Annotated in this window: 21 protein-coding genes, 1 tRNA gene and 1 riboswitch; of the genes, 8 read left to right on the forward strand and 14 right to left on the reverse strand. The window is 60.7% G+C overall.

Annotated features, from left to right (window positions below):
• Positions 1-40 precede the first annotated feature (40 nt).
• From ACP7B9_RS10350 to ACP7B9_RS10375, 6 genes are all read right to left on the reverse strand, one after another.
• A complete protein-coding gene (locus tag ACP7B9_RS10350; protein ID WP_425863071.1) occupies positions 41-934 on the reverse strand; it encodes a carbohydrate ABC transporter permease in 894 nt (297 codons plus the stop codon).
• Positions 935-944: 10 nt separating this feature from the next.
• Entirely contained in the window at positions 945-1,889 is a 945-nt protein-coding gene (locus ACP7B9_RS10355) for a carbohydrate ABC transporter permease (RefSeq protein ID WP_425863073.1), read from the reverse strand.
• Positions 1,889-3,283, reverse strand: a complete 1,395-nt coding sequence (locus ACP7B9_RS10360; protein WP_425863075.1) for an extracellular solute-binding protein — start codon at positions 3,281-3,283, stop codon at positions 1,889-1,891. Before ACP7B9_RS10360 ends, ACP7B9_RS10355 begins: the two co-directional genes overlap by 1 nt.
• A 143-nt stretch (positions 3,284-3,426) precedes the next feature.
• Entirely contained in the window at positions 3,427-4,224 is a 798-nt protein-coding gene (locus ACP7B9_RS10365) for an energy-coupling factor transporter transmembrane component T family protein (protein ID WP_425863077.1), read from the reverse strand.
• Positions 4,221-5,792: an ABC transporter ATP-binding protein gene (locus ACP7B9_RS10370; protein WP_425863078.1), complete on the reverse strand. Its 1,572-nt coding sequence runs from the start codon at positions 5,790-5,792 to the stop codon at positions 4,221-4,223. The genes ACP7B9_RS10365 and ACP7B9_RS10370 overlap by 4 nt, the downstream gene beginning before the upstream one ends.
• A 2-nt stretch (positions 5,793-5,794) precedes the next feature.
• Complete coding sequence (locus ACP7B9_RS10375) at positions 5,795-6,433, reverse strand: ECF transporter S component (RefSeq protein ID WP_425863080.1); 639 nt, start codon at positions 6,431-6,433, stop codon at positions 5,795-5,797.
• A 46-nt stretch (positions 6,434-6,479) separates the two neighbouring features.
• Positions 6,480-6,600: riboswitch (TPP riboswitch) on the reverse strand.
• A gap of 167 nt (positions 6,601-6,767) precedes the next feature.
• On the opposite strand from ACP7B9_RS10375, the gene ACP7B9_RS10380 reads away from it, so the two are divergent.
• Positions 6,768-7,028 (forward strand): DUF4235 domain-containing protein, encoded by a 261-nt coding sequence (locus ACP7B9_RS10380; RefSeq protein WP_425863082.1) that lies wholly within the window; start codon positions 6,768-6,770, stop codon positions 7,026-7,028.
• A gap of 92 nt (positions 7,029-7,120) precedes the next feature.
• Here the strand turns inward: ACP7B9_RS10380 and mnhG are convergent, their stop codons facing one another.
• The 6 genes from mnhG to ACP7B9_RS10410 are packed head-to-tail and all read right to left on the reverse strand — an operon-like array spanning position 7,121 to position 13,532.
• Entirely contained in the window at positions 7,121-7,483 is a 363-nt protein-coding gene (mnhG, locus tag ACP7B9_RS10385; protein ID WP_425863083.1) for a monovalent cation/H(+) antiporter subunit G, read from the reverse strand.
• The gene (locus ACP7B9_RS10390) at positions 7,480-7,746 is read right to left on the reverse strand and encodes a monovalent cation/H+ antiporter complex subunit F (RefSeq protein ID WP_425863085.1); all 267 of its coding nucleotides are present in this window, start codon (positions 7,744-7,746) and stop codon (positions 7,480-7,482) included. The genes mnhG and ACP7B9_RS10390 overlap by 4 nt, the downstream gene beginning before the upstream one ends.
• Positions 7,747-7,751: 5 nt before the next feature.
• The gene (locus ACP7B9_RS10395; RefSeq protein WP_425863087.1) at positions 7,752-8,393 is read right to left on the reverse strand and encodes a Na+/H+ antiporter subunit E; all 642 of its coding nucleotides are present in this window, start codon (positions 8,391-8,393) and stop codon (positions 7,752-7,754) included.
• Positions 8,390-10,018 carry a Na+/H+ antiporter subunit D gene (locus ACP7B9_RS10400; RefSeq protein ID WP_425863089.1) on the reverse strand — a complete coding sequence of 543 codons (1,629 nt, stop codon included), beginning with the start codon at positions 10,016-10,018 and terminating at the stop codon, positions 8,390-8,392. Before ACP7B9_RS10400 ends, ACP7B9_RS10395 begins: the two co-directional genes overlap by 4 nt.
• A complete protein-coding gene (locus ACP7B9_RS10405; protein ID WP_425863090.1) occupies positions 10,015-10,557 on the reverse strand; it encodes a Na(+)/H(+) antiporter subunit C in 543 nt (180 codons plus the stop codon). The genes ACP7B9_RS10400 and ACP7B9_RS10405 overlap by 4 nt, the downstream gene beginning before the upstream one ends.
• Positions 10,554-13,532 (reverse strand): Na+/H+ antiporter subunit A, encoded by a 2,979-nt coding sequence (locus ACP7B9_RS10410; RefSeq protein ID WP_425863092.1) that lies wholly within the window; start codon positions 13,530-13,532, stop codon positions 10,554-10,556. The genes ACP7B9_RS10405 and ACP7B9_RS10410 overlap by 4 nt, the downstream gene beginning before the upstream one ends.
• A 219-nt stretch (positions 13,533-13,751) precedes the next feature.
• Between ACP7B9_RS10410 and ACP7B9_RS10415 the strand changes: the two genes are divergently transcribed.
• Positions 13,752-15,077: an MFS transporter gene (locus tag ACP7B9_RS10415; RefSeq protein ID WP_425863094.1), complete on the forward strand. Its 1,326-nt coding sequence runs from the start codon at positions 13,752-13,754 to the stop codon at positions 15,075-15,077.
• A 42-nt stretch (positions 15,078-15,119) separates the two neighbouring features.
• Here the strand turns inward: ACP7B9_RS10415 and dcd are convergent, their stop codons facing one another.
• A complete protein-coding gene (gene dcd, locus ACP7B9_RS10420; protein WP_425863095.1) occupies positions 15,120-15,695 on the reverse strand; it encodes a dCTP deaminase in 576 nt (191 codons plus the stop codon).
• A gap of 101 nt (positions 15,696-15,796) precedes the next feature.
• Between dcd and ACP7B9_RS10425 the strand changes: the two genes are divergently transcribed.
• The 6 genes from ACP7B9_RS10425 (at position 15,797) to ACP7B9_RS10450 (ending at position 19,538) form a co-directional block, all read left to right on the forward strand.
• Positions 15,797-16,282, forward strand: a complete 486-nt coding sequence (locus tag ACP7B9_RS10425) for a cation:proton antiporter regulatory subunit (RefSeq protein ID WP_425863097.1) — start codon at positions 15,797-15,799, stop codon at positions 16,280-16,282.
• A 7-nt stretch (positions 16,283-16,289) separates the two neighbouring features.
• Entirely contained in the window at positions 16,290-17,468 is a 1,179-nt protein-coding gene (locus ACP7B9_RS10430) for a cation:proton antiporter (RefSeq protein WP_425863098.1), read from the forward strand.
• A gap of 152 nt (positions 17,469-17,620) precedes the next feature.
• Positions 17,621-17,905: an SHOCT domain-containing protein gene (locus tag ACP7B9_RS10435; RefSeq protein WP_425863100.1), complete on the forward strand. Its 285-nt coding sequence runs from the start codon at positions 17,621-17,623 to the stop codon at positions 17,903-17,905.
• Between the two features lie 155 nt (positions 17,906-18,060).
• A tRNA-Gly gene (locus ACP7B9_RS10440) sits at positions 18,061-18,131 on the forward strand.
• 112 nt (positions 18,132-18,243) lie between these two features.
• Positions 18,244-18,378: a hypothetical protein gene (locus ACP7B9_RS10445; RefSeq protein ID WP_425863102.1), complete on the forward strand. Its 135-nt coding sequence runs from the start codon at positions 18,244-18,246 to the stop codon at positions 18,376-18,378.
• Positions 18,375-19,538 (forward strand): N(5)-(carboxyethyl)ornithine synthase, encoded by a 1,164-nt coding sequence (locus ACP7B9_RS10450; protein ID WP_425863103.1) that lies wholly within the window; start codon positions 18,375-18,377, stop codon positions 19,536-19,538. Before ACP7B9_RS10445 ends, ACP7B9_RS10450 begins: the two co-directional genes overlap by 4 nt.
• Here ACP7B9_RS10450 and ACP7B9_RS10455 read toward each other — a convergent pair whose 3' ends face one another.
• Entirely contained in the window at positions 19,539-20,864 is a 1,326-nt protein-coding gene (locus tag ACP7B9_RS10455; protein WP_425863105.1) for an MFS transporter, read from the reverse strand.
• Between the last annotated feature and the right edge of the window lie 58 nt (positions 20,865-20,922).

A 20,922-nucleotide genomic window follows, 5' to 3' on the forward strand; every position in this document is an offset into this window, starting at 1 on the left:
TCTCCTAGATCGTCGGGTTTCGATGGTGCAGGTGTAGGACTCACTTATTGATTCCTGCCGTCAGGCCCTCGCGGAGGTAGCGCTGGCCAAAGAGGAAGACAACCAGTGCCGGGATCATGGACAGGACCACACCGGCAAGAACTGTTGACACCGAGCCCGTGCCCATGTTGCCCTGCAGCGACACCAGGCCCAGTGGCATGGTGAAGTTTTCCTCACTGATGGTCATGATCAGGGGCCGGAAGAATTCATTCCAGTGGAAATTGAAGGCCAGGATGCCCACAATGGCCAGCCCCGGCCATGCCAACGGCAGGTATACGGAGCGGAACGTTCGGAGGGGCGATGCGCCGTCGATCGCGGCGGCTTCTGCTAGCTCACCCGGCAAGCCGATGAAGAATTGGCGCATCAGGAAGGTACCAAACGCCGTCGGGATGGCCGGCAGGATCAAGGCCAGCAGGGTATCGGAGAGCCCCATACCGCGAATCAGCATGAACACCGGGACGATGGTGACCTGCGCGGGAACCATCATGGTGGCCAGCACAACGCTGAACAGCACGCCGCGGCCCCTGAAGTCGATGCGGGCAAACACGTAGCCGGCGAGCGCAGCGGTGAACATCTGGCCCGCGGCGACGATGCCAGTGACAAGGGCAGAGTTCCAGATCAGCAGCCACATGTTGACCTGCTTGAACACGTCAGCGTAGGAACTAAAGTCCAGGCCGCCGGAGAAGATGGAGCCGCCGCTGCCCAAGGATTCAGTGGGTGAGCGCATGGAGGTCATGACCGTCCACACCACGGGGCCAAGGGTCAGGAATGTTGCAACAACAAGGATTGCGGCACGGCCGGCGGTGCGGCCCGTGATGCGGGTTCGTCGACGAGGTGTCGAGGAGCTTCCGCGTCCACCTACTGTGGCGCTTTCTTTCACGGAGTGAATAGTCATGGCGCTGCTCCTAGTTGTAGTGCACGAAGCGTCGTGAGAGGCGGAATTGAATGGCGGTGACGAGCATGATCAGCAGTGTCAGCACGATGCCGATGGCGAATGCGCGGCCAAAGTCGAGCTGCTTGAAGGCTGTTTCATAAATGACCATCACGGCCGTGCGGGTGGAATCTCCGGGACCGCCGCGAGTAATAACGTAGGGCTGGTCAAAGATCTGCAGGGCGGAGATGATCGCCATGACGCTTGCCACCAGCAAAGTGGGGCTGAGCAGAGGGAGGGTGATGTTCTTGAACTGCTTCCACCCGGTGGCTCCGTCAATGGAGGATGCCTCATACATCTCAACCGGGATGGAGCTCAGGCCACCGATGATGAGCAGGAAGGTGAACCCGAAGTTCTGCCAGACGTAGACCAGAATGATGACCACCATAGCGCCACCCTGCGACGTCAGCCAGGGCACGGCCGGGATCCCCACCAAGCCAATGACCTGGTTGACCAGGCCAAAGTTTTGGTTGAACAGGTAGCTCATAATGATGGACACGCTGGAGGCCGAAAGGACCAACGGAAAGAAGAACGATGAGCGGAAGAAGGTACGCAGCCAGCCGGGCATCTTGGACTGAACCAGAACGGCCAGGCCGATGGAGACCGTCAGCTGCAGAGAAACTGCAACCACAACAAATCCCATGGTGTTCAGGAACGCTGTCCTGACTGTGGGGTCCGCACCAATGGCGACGAAGTTATCCACCCCCACAAATTCCGGGGCGCTGATGATGTCCCAGCGGAAGAATGCCAAGGTCAGCGATGCGACGATGGGGACCAGGGTGAAAATAGCAATGCCGATAATGGTCGGCGCCAGGAAAATCGCGGCTAGGCGCCTGCCGCCCTTATCCTTGGCCTTGCTGGCGTTCTTTGCCGCCAACACCCGGGCTTCTGCGCGGGACTGCTTGAGCGTTGTTGACATTAGACCCTCCTCAGAGCCAGTTCGAGGTCCCGCTGCAGCGTGGACAGGGCCGGCCTGACATTAGCCGCGGAGCCCGTAACGGCACCAAGGACGTTCTTGATCAGGGCACTCTCGACGGCGGCCTGCTGCGGCGGGGCGGGGATGGGACCGGAGCTGGGGAACTTGTCCAAGGTGTCGTAGAAGACTTGCCAGTGGGCCGGTCCCTTGCCCGAGTAGAGTGCCTCATTCACCATGGACCGGCGGGTGGGCGTTGTGTTCGGCGTGGGGATGGCCAGCTCCATGGCCTCCTTGGTGGCACAGAACTTGATCCACTCCCAGGCCTCGTCCTTACGGGTGGAGGTCTTCATGATGGCGTAGCCTGCCGCACCAAATTGGTGCCGCTGGGTCCGCCACTTCGGGAAGAACTGAACATCAAAATCGTTCTCGCCCATACCCGCCTCGTGCAAGCCCTGAACCCAATAGCCACCCGCGGGGGTGGTGCCAATCAGACCGGAAGCGAACTGGGCCACGAGCTCATTGCCGCCACCTTGGGCGGGACTGGTGCCAAGACCCTCGGAGACGAGCGTGCGCAGAAATTCAAAACTCTCCGCAACACGGGGATCTTCGGCATTGGGCTCAAGCCACTGGTAGCCTCCGGAACGCATGTTGCGTGTGGGGTCGTTGGCGTAGAAGGAATCCCAGAACCAGTTGCCGCCCGTGCTGCGGGTTTCCTTCAGGAAGCTGGTGTCGTTGACGTAGAGCCACGGCACCACGCCGCCGAAGAGCCTGTTGGTCCAGTAGTAAGGGACAAATTGTTTGCCGCCGGTCTTCTTCATGGCCGTCAAGGCGTTGTAGAAGTCATCATGAGTCCAGTTGTCAGAAGGCCTGGCGAGTCCGGCCTTCTGGAACGCTCCGGTGTTCATGTACATGTTGGCGCTATTGAAATCCAGTGGCAGCTGGAACAGGCTGCCTTGATACATGAACGCCTCGACCAGGGACGGGTGTACGTCGTCGAAGTAGTCCTGCACCTCGGATTTGTCGCGCTTGATAAAGGCATCCAACGGCTCGGCCAGGCGTTCCGCGAACAGCTGCGCCCCCTCCGTGGCCACCAAGACCACATCCGGCGATGTCCCGGCGGCGACCATAGTGAGGATCTTTGCAAAGAAGTCCCCCCAGTCGGCGCCCTGAATGGCTTGAATCCTGACCTTAATATTGGGGTGGGCCGCGGAGAAGGCTTTCACCAAATTGACCCGGCTTGCGGCGTCCTGGGCATTGCCCAAGATGGCGACATTGAGTGAATCCGTTCCCCGACCAGGGATGTCCGCTCCTGTGAGCCGGGGCCAGCTGGCCCCCACGGCGCCGACAGTGCCAGCGCCGAGCAGACCCAGCATCAGGCGTCTTGATACGTCACTCATGTTGCCTCCTTGCAACTACCTAACTCGTGTTAGGAAGCATGGCAGACGCGCCTGACGCATGTCAAGCATGAGGCGCATCACAATTCACCTACGTACGGAACCAGCTGCGGCCCGCCCCTTGCCGATGACCTCCTGAGAGAAGGTTAGCCAAACGTCGGATTCCACGTACCAAGTACGACGGCGGCCATCACCGACACCGCCGCAATCACCACTCCCCCGGCACCGACCCAGAGGTCCTGGCGAGAAAAGGTGGATTCCCGCGCCCAGGTGCGTGGTCCCGCACCGAAACCCTTGGCCTCCATGGTGACGGCGAGCCGCGTGGCGCGCCGGACGGCTTGTACGAGCAACGCCATGGCCTGGCCCAGCTGAGCCTTGACGCCTCGGAATAGGCCGGGCTCGCCACCCACCCCGCGCGCGCGGCGGGCCATGCCGAGCGTTTGCCACTCGGCAACGAGCAGGCCAACCAGCCGCATCGCGGCGAGCGCCCCAAGGACAAAACGGTGCGGCAGGCGCAGCTTTTGAGCCAACGCGTCAGCCAAATCAGTGGGGTCCGTCGAGGCCAGCACAATGATCCCGGGCAAGGCAATGGCCAGCCCACGCAGGGCGATGGCAACACCGGCTTCCAATGATCCCGTGGTGAACGTTACCGGCCCCAGGGCAAGCAATAGTTCGCCGGTTTTTGGGGCCAACAGCGCCGTCCCATAGCCTCCCACCACGGCCGCAATTAAGATCGGCCAGCCCCGCATCAACAACATGCGTGCACCCAAGCCGGCCAACGGCAGCAAAGCGCATTCAAGCACCAGTGCCACAGTTGCCGAAACCCAATCCACGCTGATCAACAACACGAGGGTTACGGCCATCCCAGCACCCAGCTTGGCGAGCGGGTTGGCCCCCGCCAGCCAGGCCGTTGATCGAGGCGTGGCAACAATGTCTACACTCATCGCCGCACCGCCTTCACAGGGACACCGATTTTTCGAATTTCTGCGTCAGTTTCCTTCTCACCGAGAACCAAGCGATTCCCGCCCAGCACAGCGCTAAAGGCAGCGTCGTGCGTCACGGAGACAACGGCCGTTCCGGCATCCAAGAGTTCCGTTAGGAGCGAGGCCAGTTCTGCCCAGGTGTTGGCATCCTGGCCAAAGGTTGGCTCGTCCAGGATCAGCAGCTGCGGGCTGGCGGCCAAGACTGTTGCCACGGATAGCCGCCGTTTCTCCCCTCCGGAGAGCGTGAACGGGTTCGCATCGGCCAGATGGTCAAGCCGCAAACGGACCAGCAAATCATCCACGGCGTCGCCGCCATGACCCAAAAGCTTCGGCGCAAACAGCAGCTCTGCACGGACACTGTTGGCAACAAATTGATGTTCGGGTTCCTGAAAAACCGTACCGATCCGGCTGATCAACTCCAGGCCGCGCCACTTCAGCGGCTGAGGTCCCGCCCCACGGGCAAGCCCCGGTAGAGCCACCAATTCGCCTGCCGCCGGCGCCAACAATCCGGCAAGGGTCAGCGCCAGCGTTGACTTGCCGGACCCGTTCGGCCCGGTCACGCTCAACGCCTCGCCTGCCCGCACCTGGACAGAAGGTACGACGGCGGCCGGAACCACAGGGTGACGCCGCCGTCCCTTGGTGCGGGAGACAGCAAGAGCCGACGCCTCCAGCAATAGGTGATTGCCGGCGTCGTACGCATCCAAGGCGGGAGAACTCCTTGGCCGGACAGCGGGGATGTACCCCGGCACCCAGATCCCAGCCGCCGCCAACAGCTCACGGCTCTGCGCCATGACGGTTGCGGGCGGACCGTCGAAGAGAATTCCGCCGGGCTCACCCATCCGGGCAGGGGCAAGAACGACGATCCTGTCGACGACATCGAGCCACACGGAGACCCGGTGCTCCACCACCACCAAGGTTGCTCCGGTTTCATCCAGGCTGCGGCGCACAGCATCGCGCACCTCAATGACGCCCGCGGGATCAAGATTGGCCGTGGGCTCGTCCAGCAACAGCAGCCCGGGACGCATGGCCAGCATTCCTGCCAGCCCAAGGCGCTGCTTTTGCCCGCCGGACAGGGCCGAACTTGGATGATCCAGAGGAAGGTTCAGCCCAACGGACTCGAGCGCTGCGCTGACCCGGCGCCAGATTTCATCGCGCGGCACGGACAGGTTCTCCGCGCCGAAGGCCACGTCGTCGCCGATGCGCGAGAGTACAACTTGCGCATCCGGATCCTGCTGCATCAGGCCGGCCCGACCTCGGGATTCCGCTACCGGACGGCCGTCGATGAGCAGTTCACCGGATTCGTTGGCGTCCTCGTCATCGCCCAGCACGCCCGCAAGGGCATGGAGCAGCGTGGACTTGCCGGCCCCGGAAGGGCCCAACAGCAGGACCCGCTCCCCCGGCGCAATCTCCAGATCAAGATCGTGGACGGCACGGCCGGTGCGGCCCGAATGCTGCCATCCCCAGCCCTTGGCGCTGATCCGCGCCGGCGCACCAAGGTGCGCCGTGGCGTGATGTTGCGCCGAACCCATGGCTACACCGCGCGTTCGGTGGCGGCGCCGCGCGATGGCAAGCTCGCCAGTGCGCCCGTGCGGGCCAGTCCGCGCACAGCAAGCCAGGAGAGCAGGCCGGCAATGACGGCACCGGAAATCATGGCGAGGACAACGTAGACGGCCTTCCATTCAAAGGCCCACGGTGCGTTGTAGACAATGCTGTCATTGAGGCCCATAGCCAATCCGGCAAGGGCGCCGGCCAGCAGTGCCACGGGGAGCGTGAACTTGCGGTAGCGGAAAGCGGCAAATGCCAACTCGGCACCGAGACCCTGCACTAGGCCGGACAGCAGCACGGTGAAGCCAAAGTGTGTTCCCAGCAGACTTTCAACGATGGCCGCGATCATCTCGCAGTAGAGGGCGGCTCCGGGCTTGCGGATGACCAAGGCGCCGAGGACGCCGGCAATCAGCCAGCCGCCACCGTACAGGGCGCCCAACGGCGGAAAGGCGACCGTGATGGCGCTGATAATCCCGTACCCGGCTGACCAGAGCCAGAAAATGACGCCCACGGCAACGCCGAGAACCGAGACCACAACGATGTCGACCACGCGCCACGTGGACTTACGGACTTCTTGCGTGCTCTTTTGTTGCGCGGCGTTTTCGCCCGCGAATGACTTGCTCATGTTTCCTCCTTTTCAGGAGGGGCGGCTGCGGCGGTATTTCCGCGCAACCGAAGAGAACTCGACTCCCTTCGCCGGTACTAGCCGGAGCAGGTTCGAGGGTCTGCGGCGAACCGCACTCTCAGCGCCGGATCCTTAGGAATAAGGATGACGCTCCCCTGTCGTGTTTGAATTGCGGCTCCAGTTTACATCCAGCCCTGACCCGGGAACTAATGTCCTGCGTCATGAGCGGCCGCAGTCTGCAGCAAGCCTCGTTTGCCGCGCCGCTTGAACGCGTTAGGCTGGCCATAGGGTTTCCGCCGATTGCGGACCGCACCGAACACGTAAGGAGTCCTTCATGAATATTGTTTTCAAATTGCTCGGAACCGGAGTGAGCCTGGGTGCCGGGTTTGTTGCCAGCAAGCTCGTAGACACGGTCTGGGAGAAAAGTACCGGCAATAAGCCGCCCAAGGACGGAGCGGATCTGGAGAACAGCCTCCGCTCGGCGCTAATATTTGCGCTGGTCTCCTCCGTGGTGGCGGCCATTATCCAGACCGTTGCTGGGCGCACCACCCAAAAGGCAATCGCCCGCTTCAACAAGCACCCCGAAGAAGTCTAAGCAGGTGAGGCCCCGTCCGGTGCGTCGTACGACGCCGGACGGGGCCTTTTGCGTGCTGGCAAGGGTTGCGCCGTCCTGGGTTGCGCGCTGAACTACTTCCGCGCGTCGTCCTCGATAACGGCGGCTACCACCTGATCGAGCTCGTCCACACTGAGCAGTTCCGGGCGCCGGTGCTTGGTGCGGTAGCCGGCACGGCCCACCATATGGGCCGACACGGGCACGGTGAGCAGCTGGAAAAGCCACGCAACCAGCAAGATCGGCAGCAAACTCCACGAGCGCATTTGCAGGCCAATGGCGGTTAGCATCAACAGCAGCCCCAAAACCTGGGGCTTGGTGGCCGCGTGCATGCGACTCATCAGGTCTGGAAAGCGCAGCAATCCAATCGCCGCCGCAAGACTCATCAAGGCCCCCAACAGCAAGGCGATGGCCGTCAGGACATTGAGAAAAGTGTTCATCCGTCCTCCTTCTTGTGCGCCACGAAGCGGGCAACTGTGACAGATCCAATGAAGCCAATCACCGTCAACACCACCAGCAGGGCAAGATTGTCGGTGTGTTGATTCATGGCCATCTCCGTGGCTAGCGCGGCTCCGAAAATCGCCAGCAGAACATCGGCCGCAATCACGCGGTCAAGCAGTGAGGGCCCCTTGGCGATTCGGTAGATCGTGCCGGCCGAGGCGAGGGAAAGTATCGTGGCAACAACGATGACAACAATATCCATGGCTGTTAGTGCACCCCCTTGGACGTACCGGCCGCAGTGCTTCCGGACCGCATCTGGTCCGCATAGGTGACCATGGATGCTCCTGTTTTCTCGGCTTTAACCATGGCCAGCTCTTCTTTTGTCCCCATGACCTGGATCAGCCTGGCTTCGATGTTTTGAATGCCGCTACGAACCTTGTCCACGGACTCGGGCGTGGGGGTGTTCATGGCGTGGATATAAAGGGTGGCGCATCCCCTGTCGACCTCCACCACCAGCGACCCCGGAATGAGTGAAAGCACGTGTCCAACGGCTGTCATGAGCAGATCCGAGGGGCTGCGCAATGGAACCGCAATCACGGCATTGCGAATTCGTGGCCCCTTGATCAGCGCCCAGAACAGCACCTGGAAGCTGGCAACCGTGACTTCCTTGACGAACCACAGCGCGAGTGTCACTGCGCGCAGCACGTTGAAACGGCCACTCAATTCAATGGGCGGCAGGTAGAAAATCTGGGAGACGGCAAGGGCGATCAATGCCCCGAAGAGCAGATTCCCGGCACTAAAGTCCTGCCACAGGGCACCCCACACCACCACCAGCCACACCAGCAGTGGTAGTTTCTGCAGGAACTTAGGCTTGCGCCTGTCCTTCGTTTCATGTGTTGATTGGCTCATGGCGTGCCCACCCCACTGCCCATAACGGCCTCGATGTACGGTGTGCGCGCAAGCATGTCGGTGGCGGCTTCCTGACTGAGGTCAAGAAGCGGCCCGGCGAAGAAGGTCAAGGCAAGTCCCAGAACCACCAGCCCCATGGTGGAGTACACCATCATCTTTGGCAGGATCGGAACCTCGTTTTCTCCAGAAAAACGTCCCTCGGTGGCATCTACATACTTGCTGGTACGCAGCGCACGCATGCTCGGTGCACCCGATGAATCCGGCGCGGTGGCCAGCAGCACGGGATCTGGATCCTCGGCGTCGACCGTACTACGCCAGAACACGCGGTTCCACACGCGGGCCATGGCCAACAGCGTGAGCAGGCTGGCCACCACGCCACCCACCACAACGGCGTAGGCCAGTGGTGAACCATCGGCCACCCCAGCCTGCAGCAACCCCAGTTTGCCAATGAAACCCGAGAACGGCGGAATGCCGGCAAGGTTCATGGCCGGGATGAAGTACAGGACCCCCAGAACGGGCGACAACTTCGCCAGCCCACCCAATCGCGTGATGGAAGAATTACCACCCCGGCGTTCAATCAGACCCGTCACCATGAACAAGCTGGTTTGGATGGTGATGTGGTGGATGACGTAAAAGATGGTTGCGGCAAGCCCCAACACCGATGAAAGAGCGACGCCGAAGATCATGTACCCGATGTGGCTCACCAAGGTGAAGGAAAGCATTCGCTTGATGTCTGTCTGAGCCAGGGCGCCGAGAATTCCCACGATCATTGTCAGCAAAGCAACTATTAGCAGCGCCGAGTTGAAGTCATCTGTGGGAAAGAGCAGGGTTTCCGTTCGGACAATGGCATAGACGCCGACCTTGGTTAGCAACCCGGCAAACACGGCCGTGACCGGCGCTGGCGCCGTGGGGTAAGAGTCAGGGAGCCAGAAGGAAAGAGGGAAGACGGCCGCTTTGATGCCAAACGCCACGAGCAACAACACATGCAGCAGGTTCTGCGTCCCTGGATCGAGCTCGCCAAGTTTCACGGCCAAGTCGGCAAGGGTCACCGTGCCTGTGGCTCCGTAAACCATGGCGATGGCGATCAGGAACAGTAGCGAAGAAACCACGCTGACAACCACATAGGTAATGCCGGCCCGGATGCGTGATCCGGTGCCACCGAGCGTCATGAGCACATAACTGGCTGTCAGTAGGATCTCAAAGCCAACATAAAGATTGAACAGGTCACCAGCAAGGAAGGCGTTGGAGACACCGGCTACGAGGATCAGGTAGGTGGGGTGGAATACCGAGACCGGCCCGCCTTCTTCGCCGTCGGCCGCACCCTGCCCCGTGGCGTAGGCAAGGACGGCCAAGCTGACGGCCGATGAGACGACCAGCAGCAGGGACGAGAACTGGTCGGCCACCATGACGATGCCGAAGGGAGGCGCCCAACCGCCCAACTGGACCGCGATGGGTCCGGACTGCCAAACGCTGGCGAGGACCCAGACCTCCAGGAGCAAGGTGATGGTCAGGGTGCCGAGGCTCACCCGGCGCTGGGCGCGTGGGTGTTTGATCAGGACGAACGCAAGAGCCGCCCCGAAAAAAGGCAGGACTACGGCAAGCGGGGCCATACTGGCGACGTTCATTCCTTGTTCTCCTCGGGCGTCACTGGGTGGACACCGTTTTCACTGATTGTTGATCCATGCGCAGCCACTATTCTTTTGGGGCCAATGCCAGGAACGGTTTCCCGCTTCGCGAGCGGTTGATCGTTTTCGTGGAAGTCGGAGATTTCCACGGCAATTTCCGAGTCTTCCTCGTCGTCGTAGATTTCCTGCTTGGCAACGCGAATATCTTCCATATCCACTTGGATGTGGTCGGCATTACTCAGCAGCCAGGAGCGGTAAATCAAACTCAGCATGAAGGCCGTGACAGCAAAGGAGATCACAATGGAGGTCAGAATGAAGGCCTGCGGAAGGGGGTCGTTAAATTCCGTGGGCGGAATATCTTTGTTGAAGATCGGCGCCAGTCCGGCGTAGCCGCCAGTTGTTAACAGCAGCAGATTCGTTGCGTTGGCCAGTAGCATCAGGCCCAGCAAGACGCGGGTCAGGCTTCGCTCGAGCAGGAGATAAATACCCACCGCGTAGAGCACTCCCATGACCAGCAATAAGGTGAGATTCACGCTCATCGTCCCACCTCCAGTGGCTCGTCGTCCTCGATCAGCTCGGTGCCGCCGGTCCCGTCTTCTTCGTGTTGGTCAATCTCAGAACCCAGGCTGCGCAGGACATCAACCACCAGGCCGACCACCACTAGATAAACGCCAATATCAAAGAGCGTGGAGGTCACAAATTTCACGTGCCCAAAGATGTGCAGATCAAAGGCGATAATGGCGCTTTGGAAGACGTCCCCGCCGAGAAACAGCGGGCCCACGCCCGTCAGGGCTGCAAGCGCCAAACCGACACCCAGCAACGTTCCCGCTGAGATCCGGGTTGCCTCGGCCAACTCAAAACGCCCACCCGCCAGGTAGCGAATAGTCAGCGCCAGCCCGGCCACAAGCCCCCCGGCAAAGCCTCCGCCGGTGGCATTGTGACCTGCCAACAGGAGGTAGATGGAAATAACAATGATGCTATGGAAGACCAGCCGCGTGACAACCTCAATGATGATGGAGCGGCGCTCTGGAGCCAGCGTGCGCCCAGCCACCAGCCACGGGTTACCTGATGATTGGGTGAACCGTTCGGCGATCTTGACGGTGGCGTGGGAAGAATCCATACGGAGCTTTCCAACGCTACCGGACGCAACCGTTTCGGCCCGTGGCAGTCGGTTCCCGCGGCCGCGGACAAAGATCAGGCTGGCTACACCGGTGGCAGCTATGGCCAACACGGATATTTCACCGAAGGTATCCCAGGCCCTGATATCCACGAGCGTCACGTTGACAACGTTGAGTCCACCTCCGCCAACATATGCCAGTTCAGGCATCTGCAGGCTGACAGGTTCATGAATTCGCGATCCCATGGCGACAATGGCCACGATGATCATGGTGGCGCCAAAGACTATGCCAAGAATCAATCTGATCCCGCGATGGCTGCCTGTTGATTTGCGTTCCAGCAGGCTCGGCGGCAGTTGGCGCATCGCCAGCACAAAGGCCACCAGAATAATGGTTTCAACCAACATCTGCGTCAATGCAAGGTCCGGTGCGCCCTGCAACGCAAAGATCAACGCGATGCCGTAACCGGTAACGGAGACCATGAGGACCGCCATGAAGCGCTTGCTAGCCCTAGCTGCAGCAACCGCACCAACCACGATGGCAACGCCGGCAATAATTTGGAAGGGCGATCCGGCGTCGATGAAGTAGAGGGCGTCGGTCCACTTTTGTTCTGTCAAGAACAACACCGCCAGCACCGACGCAATGGCCGTCGATAGGATCACGGCCAGGTAGAAGAACAGCGAACCTCGCTGCGTACGGCCCGTAACCCAAATCGCGACCATGTCCAGGACAACGATCGATTGCCGGTATGCCCGCTCAAAGTCAACGGGAGCAGGAATCTTACTTTGCAGCGCCTCCACCTTGTTGCGCATGAGGAACAGCCCAATTCCGCCGGCGACCACGATGGCGCTAAGCCCCAGCGCTGGCGTCAATCCGTGCCACAGCAAGAGGTGCATGCCGTGGGGGTCATATGCCGGGAACTGGTCACTGTACGGCTTGACCCAGCCTTCAACAATGTGCGGGAAGAATCCGTAGCCAAGCGTCAGTGCACTCAGCAGCGCCGGTGCCGCCAGGAACAGCCAGCCAGCAGGCTTGAAAACAGTGGCCATACCCTTAGTCTTCGTGGAGAAGCCGCCCCAAATGAACCGAGCGCTGTAGGCAAACGTCAACACCGAGCCAAGAACAATGCCCGCAAGCACACTCCAGCCCACCACAGGACCGGCGGGGCCATGGACGGCCGAGGCAATGAAGGCCTGGAAGATGCCCTCCTTGGCAACAAACCCGGCCATGGGCGGCAACCCTGCCATGGAGGCCGCGCCGATAAGGGCCACAACACCCAATTTCGGTGCGGACTTGAAGACACCGGACAACTCACGGATATCTCGCGTGCCACTCTGGTGGTCAATAATGCCCACCACCAGAAACAGGGAGGCCTTGAACAAACCGTGGGCCAGCACCATGGCCATGCCGGCCATGGCAGCCTCTTGGCCACCCAAGCCAACCACGAGGGTAATAAAACCAAGCTGACTGACGGTGCCGTAGGCCAAGATGAGCTTGAGATCGTATTGACGCAGCGCACGCCAGCCGCCCAGCAGCATGGTGCTCAGCCCCAGCACCACGATCATGGGTTGCCAGAATTCAGTCTGCGCGAAGCCCGGTGCCAATCGTGCGATGAGATAGATTCCAGCCTTCACCATCGCCGCGGCATGCAGGTAGGCACTGACGGGGGTTGGCGCCGCCATGGCACCGGGCAACCAGAAGTGGAAGGGCAGCAGCGCCGATTTAGTTACCGCGCCGACCAGCAGCAGGGCTATGCCAATATCGAGCACCATCCGAGGACTTCCGGCAGCAGCCATGAGCTCCGGCGCCTTCGCCAGCACCGAAGAAATACTGTAAGTTCCGGCGCTCTCGCCCACCATGATCAGCCCCACCAGCATGGCAAGGCCGCCAAAGGTTGTCACGATGAGTGCCTGCAACGCTGCGCGCCTAGCCGCAATACGGGTTCGCGCGTAGCCGATCAGCAGGTAGGAAAGGACAGTGGTCAGTTCCCAGAAAACAAACAAAAGTATGAGGTTATCTGCGGTCACGAGACCAAACATGACCCCAGCGAAGGCCAGCAGTTGGGCACCAAAGCCGCCCAGTCCGGCGTCGTTCGTCTTGAAGTATCTAGCGCAATAGGCCAGGACCAGGGCGCCAACGCCGAGCACCAGCAGCGACATCATCCATGAGAGCTGGTCCATGCGGAAGGAAAGGTTGAGGTCAAGAACCGGAATCCAGTTAATATCCAGCGACGGGCTCGGGAGTGTGTCGGAGAACACGTTTTTGTATTGCGCAACAAGCCAAATGAAGCTGATTCCTGGAACGGCAGCGAGAACATAAAACGCCGATCGGCCCCACCGTGAGAACAAAATAGGCGCGAAAATGGCAACGATGAAGTGCGCGCAAAGGACAAACAACACTGGGGCTCCACATGTTTCGGGCTGGAAATGAGCGAATCACGGGGTTTAACGTCGGTTCCCGACCCCACCAGCCTATCAAGTGACGGTCACAACAGACGCCGCCAAGCGACTCCCGATGACACCCTCGAAGAACGCGTAAGTTTCCTCGCCACGCCGCGGCTACTTAATGTTCACCCGCCTTGAGCCTGCGGGCCCATTGCGACAGATAGCATGTGCCCTATGACTGACTACCCGCCCGCCGCTGCCTCCTTGCCAGCCGCGCCCACCAAGACGCCGGGGACAACTGGGCAGATCGTCGCCTGGTCGTTGTGGGATTGGGGTGGTGCTGCGTTTAACTCCGTCATGACCACCTTCATTTTTACGGCGCTATATCTAACAGGTGACGCATTTGGCGGTGCAGACAAGGCAACGGCCACCCTGGCGTTTGCCATGTCCATTTCCGGATTTGCTATTGCACTGCTGGCTCCGGTGGCAGGGCAGCGCACTGACCACAGCGGGCGCCGCAGGTTGTGGTTGGGCATCAACACACTCATTGTGGTGGTGCTGACCGCGGCCTGCTTCTTCGTCCAACCGCACGAGTCATACCTTCTGTTCGGCTGCATGCTGATCGCCGCTGGCCACGTCTTCTTTGAGATCGCAGGCGTGAATTACAACGCCATGCTCTTGCAGATTTCAACCAAAAAGACGATTGGCAAGATCAGCGGTTTCGGCTGGGCTGCAGGATATCTGGGCGGCATCGTGGCCCTGCTCATGGTGTATTTTGCGTTGATCAAGCCCGACGTCGGCATCTTTGGCATCACTAGTGCGGACGGCATGACCTACCGCGTCGTGGCACTTTTCTCCGCACTGTGGATCCTGGTGTTCTCCATTCCAGTTCTGTTTGCCATCCCCGAATCCAAGCCCGATCCGGATATGCCCAAAGTGGGCTTCTTCCAGTCGTACAAGCAGTTGTACTGGACCATCAGGCTGATGTGGAAGTCAGATCGGCACACGGTGTACTTCCTGATTTCCAGCGCCGTCTTCCGCGATGGACTCGCCGCCATCTTCACGTTTGGTGCCGTGTTGGCCGTTGGATCCTTTGGCTTCAAGACGGGCGACGTCTTGATTTTCGCCATCGCCGGCAACGTTGTGGCCGCCATTGGTGCGCTCTCTGCCGGTTTCTTCGACGACAAGTTTGGCCCGAAGGCCGTCATTGTCACGTCCCTCGTTGGGCTGCTGATTTCCGGTGGCGCGCTGCTGTTCCTCGACGGCAAGAACGCGTTCTGGGTATTCGGCTTGACCCTGTGCCTCTTTGTTGGACCGGCACAATCCTCCGCCCGCACGTTCATGGGGCGTCTGGCACCCGAGGGCCAGGAAGGGGAACTGTTCGGCCTCTACGCCACGACGGGGCGCGCCGTTTCGTTCCTTGCACCGCAGCTCTTCGGCCTGTGCATCGTCATCTTCGGCGCTCAGCGCTGGGGAATCATCGGCATCCTTGCAGTACTCCTGCTGGGCCTGCTGCTCCTCCTGCCGGTCAAGGCCCCGCCGCACGGCGCGAACGCTTAGCAGGGAGTCGTGAGGAACGACGGCGGGCCGTCGTTCTGGAAATCAGATCTTTGTCTGGTGAAAATTCTTGTAGGAGCGGGACGCCGTGGGGCCGCGCTGGCCCTGGTAGCGGTTCTGGTGCGGTCCGGTGCCGTAAGGGTTCTCGGCCGGGGAGGTCAGCTGGAAGAAGCACAACTGGCCAATCTTCATACCGGGCCACAGCTTGATCGGCAAGGTAGCAACATTGGAAAGTTCCAGCGTGATGTGACCGGAGAATCCCGGATCGATGAAGCCGGCCGTTGAGTGTGTCAGCAGGCCAAGGCGACCAAGGGAGGACTTGCCTTCCAGACGTGCAGCTACGTCGTTCGGCAGCGTGACGGTTTCGTAGGTGGAGGCGAGTGCGAACTCGCCCGGGTGCAGAATGAAGGCCTCATTGGGGTCAACTTCAACCATGCGGGTCAGATCGGGCTGCTCCTCCGACGGGTCAATGTGGGCGTAGCGATGGTTGTCGAACAGGCGGAAGTACCTGTCGATGCGCACATCAACGCTCGATGGTTGCACCATGGAGGGGTCATAGGGGTCCAAGACAATGCGCTTGGCGTCAATTTCGGCACGTATGTCGCGGTCAGAGATCAGCACCTTCTAAAACTAGCGTATCGACGCCAGCTTGGGACTATTTTTGCCTTCCTATGCGTTGTAAATAGGGGTATTCAGAGAATCACACAGCTAAGGTAAGAACCATGAATATTGAAGAGACGCCTCTTCCCGGAATTGGCGTACGCAGAGAGCTGCAGCTAGGCATCGGACGGCGCGTAGGCGTTGTGACGCACCGTGACGGCCGCACCGAGCTGATCCTCTCCCGCGCGGACGATCCCGATGCCTGCGCGGCCTCCATTCCCCTGACCGCCGAGGAAGCTGCCGGCCTCGGCCAGTTGTTGGGATCCGCTCAACTCGTTGCTCAGCTCACCGCCGAGCAGGAAAACGTTTCGGGCATCAGCACGCACCAGATCTTGATTCGCAAGGGATCCGCTTTTGCCGGACGCACCATGGGAGATACCCAGATGCGCAGCCGCACCGGAGCCTCGATCGTGGCACTGCTGCGTGACGGCGACGTCATCGGCTCACCCCGCCCCGACGAAGTGCTGCATGTTGGCGATTTGGTGGTCATCGTTGGCACGGACGACGGGCTGGCCGAAGCCGCCCTAATTTTGCAGTCCAAGGCGTAAGCACTCCATGGACCCAACCACCCTCTCCCTCATTCAGCTCGGCATAGTCTTTTTTGGGCTCGGATTCTTGGGTCGGTTGGCCGGGCGGATTGGCATGTCTCCCGTCCCGCTGTACCTCTTGGGAGGACTGGCCTTTGGTCAGGGTGGCTTTGTCCACCTCGGGGGCATCGACGGCTTCGCTCACATAGCCAGCGAGATTGGCGTCATCCTCCTGCTACTTATGCTTGGTTTGGAATATACAGCCAAGGAACTCGTCACGGGCCTAAAGCAGTCATGGATGGCCGGGGTGGTGGACATCGTGCTGAATATGCTGCCCGGTGTTGCTGTTGCCTTGATTCTTGGCTGGGGCCCTGTTGGCGCATTGGTCATGGCCGGCATTACCTACAGCTCCTCATCAGGCATTATCGCCAAGGTACTCGGTGATTTGGGACGCCTCGGAAACCGTGAGACACCCGTAGTCCTGTCCATTCTCGTCTTTGAAGACTTGGCCATGGCGGCGTATCTGCCAATCCTGACGGCCGTGCTGGCGGGGGTTTCCTTCCTCGGCGGCCTGACCGCCGTCGGAGTCTCCCTACTTGTCATCACGCTGGTGCTGATCGGTGCCCTGCGCTTTGGGCACGTGGTGTCCAACGTGCTGGACAGCCCGGATAGGGAATCGTTCCTCCTGAAACTCCTCGGCGCCGCACTTCTGGTGGCCGGTGTGGCATCGGCCATGCAGGTATCGGCCGCCGTGGGCGCCTTCCTGCTTGGCATCGCAATTTCAGGCGGCACGGCCGAGAACGCCACGCGAGTTCTTGAACCCCTGCGTGATCTCTTCGCCGCCATGTTCTTCGTTGTGTTCGGCCTCAATACCGATCCGGGCTCCATTCCTCCCGTTTTGGGAGTTGCGCTCCTTTTGGCTTTGGTCACCTCCCTCACGAAGGTCGCGACAGGTTGGTGGGCGGCGCGACGGCAAGGCATTGGCATACCCGGCCGCGCCCGAGCCGGTGCAGCTTTGATTGCCCGGGGTGAGTTCTCGATTGTCATCGCCGGCCTGGCCGTTGCCTCTGGCGCGGTCCCGGCGGAACTGGCCGCGCTGGCCACCACCTATGTGCTCATCATGGCCGTCAGTGGCCCCATCGCCGCGCGCTACGTGGAGCCGCTGATGCGCCTGCTTCAGGGCAAAAAGGCTGAGCCGGCCATTTAGCTTCGGCTGCACCGGACGTACGACGGCGGGACGCCCGGTTGCGCGGGCGCAGCGCCTGCCGTCGGCCTACCCAAGGAAGCGTTGGCGTCCTACGATGGGAGCAGCCGCATGCCTCTGCTCAGGTGCGGAACCCAACCATATTGGAGTTCACGATGGCTTTTGGCCGACGCAATCGACGCACCTCACTTCTAGGGACCGCCGCCCGTACCGCTGTGATTGCAGGAACCGCAACGGCAGCCAGCAACGCCGTCAATGCAAGGGCCGCGACTCAAGAGCCGGCCGCAGCGGCGCTCGTCCAGGCATCTGCCGCACCTGCGGTACCTGAGGTATCTGGCCAGGATTTGCTCAGCAAGCTCGAGCGCTTGGCTGCCCTACATGCCTCAGGTGCACTGACCGATGCCGAGTTCACGGCCGTGAAGTCCTCCATCATTGGCTAGAAAATGTGCCTGAGCCTCACCGCCGTCGAGCATTCGCATGCCCCGCCGTTGCGCCAGCACCGCTAACTTGTGCGTGTCACTGGTCTTAAGCACCCTCGGTCAAGGGCTAGAATCAATACCGGAACAAACGCGGTGGAAACCGCGGATTTTCCAATGCGGGCGTAGCTCAATGGTAGAGCGCTAGCTTCCCAAGCTCGATACGCGGGTTCGATTCCCGTCGCCCGCTCTGTGTGAACTGTTGCCCCTGCGTATTAACTCAGGGGCAACAGTTCTTTAACTCCCGGTGCGTGTATGGTCAGGCCATGGGGTCATTTTGGCCCCACCTTTAGGGAGCTGACATGGGCGACAAATCACCACGGCAAACCGCGTCGAAGAAATCCAGCAAATCCATCAAGGAAAAGCGCGCTGATAAGCGCTCCGGCGAAACCACGGCATCGATCGCTGACAAACCCACGCCAGCAAAGAAGAAATGAGCCCCGAAACTACCGGGTTGCGCCTGGGTGTCTTAGGGAAATCGCGCAAGCCTGATGAACGCCGCGCCCCCATCCACCCGGAACATTTCTCCCGCATGGAAGAGGAAGTCCGCTCCCGGCTCATTGTCGAAGCGGGCTACGGCGCCCGTTTTGGCATGTCCGACGACGTCCTGGCCACCTTGGTAGGCAAGGTTGCCACCCGCGAGGAGCTCATTGCCGAGGCCGACGTTGTCCTGCTACCCAAACCACAGGCGTCTGATCTGGCAGATCTTAAGGACGGGCAGATCCTCTGGGGTTGGCCCCACTGTGTGCAGGACCGGGCCATTACCCAACTGGCCATCGATAAGAAGCTGACGCTCATTGCCTTTGAAGTCATGAACCATTGGGCTCCCGACGGTGGCTTTGGGCTTCACGTATTCCACAAGAACAACGAGATTGCCGGCTACTCCTCCGTGATGCATTCGCTGGCCCTGACGGGTTCAACGGGCGATTACGGACGCCGGCTCAAGGCAGTCGTGATCGGCTTTGGTGCCACAGCACGTGGTGCCGTGACGGCGCTGAAAGCCCTTGGTATCAACGAAGTGCAGGTCCTCACAAGTCGCAGCGTGGCAGCCGTGGCTGCCCCGATCCATTCGGCCGAGATGGTGCAGTTTGATTTTGCACCCGAGGCCCCTCACAAGGGGTTTGTCATGCTTGAAGAGGGCGACGCACCGTTGAGTGAGTTCCTCGCCGAGGCTGACATCGTGGTCAATTGCACGTTGCAGGATCCCAACGATCCCATGACGTATCTGACGGAAGCGGACCTTGACGCGTTCCGGCCCGGCAGTCTGATCGTGGACGTTTCCTGCGACGAAGGAATGGGCTTCAGTTGGGCCCGCAGCACCACCTTCGCAGATCCCATGTTTACGGTTGGGGACCACATCAACTACTACGCGGTTGATCACAGTCCGAGTTACTTGTGGAACTCGGCCACATGGGAAATCAGCGAAGCCTTGTTGCCGTTCGTAGAGACGGTCTTGGCTGGCCGGCTGGCTTGGACCGAGTCGGACACCATCACGCGCGCCATTGAAATTTCCGACGGCGTGATCGTCAACCCGGCCATCCTTGAGTTCCAGGGGCGCAAGGAAAGCTACCCGCACCTTCCGCTGACCGACGGCTAGCTACCTCGACACAATGAACACCGGGCGGCGGGCGCTGCGAAGATTCATTTGCAGCGTCAGCTGCCCGCGCTTTGCCAGCACCAGGCCAATAACGACGGCGGCGAGCAACGGCATGCCGCCGGCAACCACCATGGCCCACTGAACACCCCACGTCTCGGCCAGCCAACCCATCAGCGGTCCGCCCACGGCCTGGCCACCCAGCAGCACCATGACGTAGAGGCTCATGACGCGCCCCCGGATGGAAACGTTGGTTGACATCTGCACGAGCTGATTGGCGCTGGTGAGGAAGAGTAGCGAGGCGAATCCCGCCACGACCATGACCACGCCGAACGTGACCATATTGGGCGCTGCGGAGGCAATGATCAGCAGCACGCCGTACGCGCCAGCTGCCGTCATAACTCCCCGCAACCGCAAGGTCGCAACCCTGGTCGAGGCCAGCGCGCCACACAGGGCGCCGAGCGCAACGAGAGTATTCAGCAGGCCGTAGCCTCCGGCACCGACGTCGAACACGTTATTGGCGTAGGCGGCCATCAGCACGGCCAGGCTGAGACCGAACACGGCAAAGACAGCAGCCATGACGGCCGGCCAGAAGATGGTCGGCTTGCCTAACGCATACCGAACCCCTTCCATGAGCTGGCCCTTGGCGCGCTTCACCGGCGGCATTGTCACCAGCTCCGAGGAGCGGATCATCGCCAGTGAAAGCACGGTGATGGTGCAGGCGAGTGCGTTGGCCGCGAATGCCCAACCTCCACCTACGGCCATGATCAGGACGCCACTGATAGCGGGGCCGATCATGCCACCCAGTTGGAAAATGGAGGAGTTTAGGCTGATCGCGTTGCGAAGTTGACTCGGCCCCACCAATTCGTTGACGAACACCTGCCGGGCTGGCTGATCTGCCACCACAACGAGCCCGAGAATGAAGGCAATGACGTAGATGTGCCACACCTCGAGGTGTCCAGTCAGCGCCAGCACGGCCATAAGGGTCGCCAGTACCGCCGCCGAACCCTGGCTGATCATGAGGATGAGCCGCTTGGAGTACCTGTCTGCAAGGATTCCGCCCAGCGGCATCAAGACGAGGGAGGGGACGAATTGCATGAAAACGGTAATGCCGACGGCCGTGACGGAGCCGGAAAGTTCCAACACCATCCAGTCCTGCGCCACTCGCTGCATCCACACGGCGATAACGGCCACGATGTTTGCCGAAGCGAAAATGCGGTAGTTGCGGATCTTGAGCGATGAAAAGGTCTGACTCCACGGTGGGCGTGTTGTCACTAGGTTGATGGGTGCGGTCAGGGCAGCATTCACAGGTGCTGATGGGGGCGTCAACGCGGTCGTCCTGGGCTTGGCGGGGCGGATGGGGTTACCTTTTCAACCCTAGGCTGAG

Source organism: Arthrobacter sp. TWP1-1, assembly GCF_049897845.1.
Taxonomy (GTDB): Bacteria; Actinomycetota; Actinomycetes; order Actinomycetales; family Micrococcaceae; genus Specibacter.